The organism is Nostoc favosum CHAB5714 (assembly GCF_020829495.1).
Taxonomy (GTDB): domain Bacteria; phylum Cyanobacteriota; class Cyanobacteriia; order Cyanobacteriales; family Nostocaceae; genus Nostoc; species Nostoc favosum.
Genome location: NZ_JAIVFQ010000212.1, coordinates 1 through 4,006, shown reverse-complemented (window position 1 = coordinate 4,006; position 4,006 = coordinate 1). Strand labels below are relative to the sequence as shown.

The 4,006-nt window shown below is 39.3% G+C and carries 6 protein-coding genes; 4 read left to right on the top strand and 2 right to left on the bottom strand.

Going from position 1 to position 4,006, the window contains the following annotated elements:
- Positions 1 to 187 (bottom strand): hypothetical protein (locus tag LC586_RS39865; protein ID WP_229491285.1); only part of this gene is annotated, 187 nt, incomplete at its 3' end.
- A gap of 370 nt (positions 188 to 557) precedes the next feature.
- Here LC586_RS39865 and LC586_RS39860 point away from each other — a divergent pair.
- Positions 558 to 773: a sigma-70 factor domain-containing protein gene (locus tag LC586_RS39860; protein ID WP_229491284.1), complete on the top strand. Its 216-nt coding sequence runs from the start codon at positions 558 to 560 to the stop codon at positions 771 to 773.
- Positions 774 to 974: 201 nt separating this feature from the next.
- Complete coding sequence (locus tag LC586_RS39855) at positions 975 to 1,550, top strand: sigma-70 family RNA polymerase sigma factor (protein WP_229491283.1); 576 nt, start codon at positions 975 to 977, stop codon at positions 1,548 to 1,550.
- Here the strand turns inward: LC586_RS39855 and LC586_RS39850 are convergent.
- Complete coding sequence (locus LC586_RS39850; RefSeq protein ID WP_229491282.1) at positions 1,543 to 1,731, bottom strand: hypothetical protein; 189 nt, start codon at positions 1,729 to 1,731, stop codon at positions 1,543 to 1,545. The two genes, LC586_RS39855 and LC586_RS39850, sit on opposite strands and share 8 nt — an antisense overlap.
- 87 nt (positions 1,732 to 1,818) lie before the next feature.
- Between LC586_RS39850 and LC586_RS39845 the strand changes: the two genes are divergently transcribed.
- Together LC586_RS39845 and LC586_RS39840 are read left to right on the top strand one after the other, a co-directional pair.
- Positions 1,819 to 2,070 (top strand): hypothetical protein, encoded by a 252-nt coding sequence (locus LC586_RS39845; RefSeq protein WP_229491286.1) that lies wholly within the window; start codon positions 1,819 to 1,821, stop codon positions 2,068 to 2,070.
- A gap of 455 nt (positions 2,071 to 2,525) precedes the next feature.
- On the top strand, positions 2,526 to 4,006 hold a 1,481-nt coding region (locus LC586_RS39840; RefSeq protein ID WP_229491281.1), incomplete at its 3' end, for an SWIM zinc finger family protein.

The following is a 4,006-nucleotide window of genomic DNA, read 5'->3' as shown; positions in this document are numbered from 1 at the left end:
TTTTAGCGATCGCCTGAATATGTTCTTGAAGTGCTTGCTTTTGTTCGGGAGTCATCGGTAGATAAATACACTCATCATACTTATCCTGACTGATTTTCGCGCTCTTTGCAAAAACTGGGATGCTCCCAGTAACAAATGCCCAAAAGATGACTACGATTGCCAAGGTGAGTAGAGATTGCATATCCATGATTATTTCTCAACTAAGTATTTGGATTTTTCAATTGATTTACGCAAAGCGTTTTTAAGCCTTGTTCAAATATGAAGCGGATTTGAACAAGTCCTCTCTTGAAGAGAGGACTTCACTCTAAATTTAGCGTAGCGTCTCTCTGATTTAACTCAGCCAAACTTTTTCGTAATTTTAAAGCTTATTTATAAAATAAACCAGATTTTAGTATTTACCTGTTTGAAGATTTCAAGTATCATATTTATGAACTTATTGCCAAAAGATAAACATTGATTTAAGTCTATGGTTAATATTTAATTTACTAGCTAATTCTTGAAATAAAAGATTATATCCAAACGAAAAATAAAAGTATTCCTCACAATTAATTGAAAGTATGCCCAGCCCAACTACCGACTTAGTTCGCTCCTACCTCAAAGAAATCGGACGCTACCCTCTGCTAACTCCTGAGCAAGAAATTACAAACGCTAGGCTTGTGCAGCAGATGATGGCGATTGAAGAACAGCGTTCAAGCCTCGCACTTCAACTAAACCGCCAACCAATAACAATTCGCAATTCGCAATTCGCAATTCGCAATTGCGGACGTAATTGATAATTGGTTCACCTTGGAGTCAAAACCCCTAATTTCAATTATGAAAAGAAACAAAACATATACAGCAAATTGCAACTTGGTTAGGTACAGATAATCGTAGGAACACAATATGTTGTGCCCCTACCCGTGTACCTCATTTACCTGAAATACGCTGTAGTGTCAATATTCAAGCCTCCACATGAATGCGTGGGGTATTATTAATTGCGAATTGCGAATTGCGAATTGCGAATTGGAGACGGCTGGTGGATTAAGCAGTCAATTACACGGGCGATTGGAGAAAAGTCTCGCACTATCCGTCTGCCAATCCATATCAACGAGAAATTAAACAAAATCAGGAGAGTACAGCAGCAACTGTCTCAATCTTTGGGTCGTCCTCCAGTTGTAGCAGAAATAGCTGAATCCTTAAATGTATTGCCCAATCAAATACGGGAATATCTTCACGTTTCCCGCACTCCAGTCTCGCTAGAAATGCGAGTTGGAGATGAGCGTGAAACTGAACTAGCTGATATTTTACCGATGGATGGTATTTCTCTAGATGAGCAAATAACTCTTGAGCTTTTACACCAAGACTTGAGCAAGTTGCTGACATTGCTCAATCCAAGGCAACGAGAAGTATTGACTCTACGTTTTGGATTGGAAGATAATCAGGAACTGACTTTGAGTCAAGTTGCAAAACGCCTAAATCAAAGCCTGGAAACAATTCGTAAAACTGAACATCTTGCTTTGAAAATTTTGCGCTCTCATCAAAATAATATCAAAGACTATCTTCTTAATTAGGATTAACTAAGGGTTGTTGGACTCTAATTTCATTTATATGAGTCGAACTCGCTACTCCAAAGACTAGAAACAAATCACCACTGCTGTTAAAGATGCCTCCAATTAGCGCTGTCAGGAGTGCGATGGCGTACCCGCACTTTCGGGTGGCATCGCCTCTGCTTAATCCCTGGCGAAAAACCATCAGATTATCACTGTTTAAATCAAATGGTGCATGAATATATTGATGCCAGAAACTATCCTTAGAAATAGAACATCGAAGAAAGAACCGATGCCCAGCAAAACTATTGAAGTCCGAGAGTACACCGTCAGAGCGCACAAGCGGGAAATTCATACTCGCGTTTTTAACTTTGTGTGTAAGCAGTGCGAACAACCCACACAACGAGAAACCTTTGGTGTGCGACCGCTCTACTGTGAAAAATGCCGTCCGCCACAAGCACCCAAGCAATCGAAAGTAGTCCCTCTCAAGAAGAGAAAACCCAGAGCTATGACTTACAAGAGTGGTAAAGACATAGCCGGATGATTTGTTGTCTCAAGGTTTTGAGTGAGCGCACGAAAGTGAGTGAAGCAGTGCGCTCATTCGCCCTAACCTAACTCAAACTGGTAAAAAGTAACTCTACTGTTTAGAAGTCAAAACAATTCAAAATTCAAAATTATTAATTCAAAATTAAAGACAATTAGTGTTAGCTCTGAACTCACCACTCTCTTGTTGACCGCCAAATCAAACATTGTGGCGGGGGCTTGTACTCAGAATTAATCAATGAATTAATCAATTCCAAAATTTTATTTCTTCTTCATTTCGCATTTTTAATTTTTAATTTTTAATTTTGAATTTTGAATTTTGAATTCAAAAAAGGTCATTCAGGAGGTGCAAACTGTGCAAAGACCTCGTCCCCTATCAGGTTCTTAGTTTGATTGGCAAAACATTGGGTTATAGCCGTGATGCAGGGTACTTGAAGATTTCGGCGACTGTGGTTTATGGGAATCATAATTAAGTTTTTGCGTGCGATTGCCGATCTCAAAAAACGAGGTAATTTGATTCAAGCAGAGGTAGAAGGTGGCGAAATTACACCATATCAAGTCAGTATTCGTTTTGATGCAGGTGGAATTACCTCAGCAAGTTGTACTTGCCCTTATGATTATGATGGTTGGTGCAAACATATTGTTGCCACCTTATTAAGCTGTTCGCGTCAATCAGATAGGATTGAAGAACGTTCAACACTAGAACAATTATTAAATCGCCTTGATATTCTTCAAACACAGCGATTACTGCAAGAACTGGTGGAAAATAGACCAGAACTAATTGATGATATTGATGAGTTTGTAAGTTTAATAGACTTGCCAAAACCAAAAACAAAACAGTCTTCTACCCGTCAAAGCAAAATTGACACATCACCTTTTCGCTCTCATGTCAAGCGGATTCTGCGGGATGGATTGAAAGAATTAGAGTATGGTTCAGAAGAAGACCCATTTACAGATGATTTACTGGTTGTAATTGAGAAAGCGCGAGAGTTAGCAGAAAATGGAGATGGCAATAATGCCATCGCAATTCTCGAAGCTATTACCGAAACTTATGCCCAAGAATGGGACGAGTTGCTAGATTACGGTGGAGACAGTTATTCCATCGTAGAACCTCTTGATAGCGCGTGGACAGAAGCAATTTTGTGTGCAGAAATGTCTACAGGAGAAATAGTAGATTTGCAGTTGATGTTGGAATCATGGCAAGACGAAATCAGTGCAGACTTTAGTATGAGTTTAGAAGCATTGCGTCAAGGTTGGGATTATGAACCACTGCAACAAATTATGCAAGGAGATGATACCGCAGAACTTTGGGAAAATGAACGACCAAGCTTTGCTGATGATTTAGCATTGATTCGCTTGCAAATTCTTGAACGTCAAAATCGTTACACAGAGTATTTAAATCTAGCTTTAGCAGAAGAAATGACTCTGCAATACCTAACGCAATTAGCAGCTTTGGGAAGAGTAGAAGAAGCCATGTCTGCGGCTAAAATCCTGATGGAAAAAGCAGAAGAGGGTTTTGCATTGGCAAAAATATTGCGAGAAGATGGGTATTTGGTTGAAGCGTTAGAAATATGTATTGCTGGTATAAATTTAACAGGTAACTGTTTGTATGAATTTGCTACTTGGACAAGTGATTTAGCCCAAGGATTAGAAGATAATGCCACTGCGTTAACTGCCAGCATCATTGCTTTTAAAATCAGACCATCGTTTCGAGACTATGGTAAGATTCAAGACTATGCAGGAGAAACTTGGTTGACGCTCAAACAAGATTTACTGCAAACACTGCGAGATCAGCCAGATTGGGGAACAAGAGAAGCTCAAGTCGATATTTTCCTCCATGAAGGATTAATTGATGATGCAATAAAAACAGTAGAGAGAGATACTTACTATGATTCCAAACTGGTTCATCGAGTCATGAATGTAGCAGTTTCCCATCG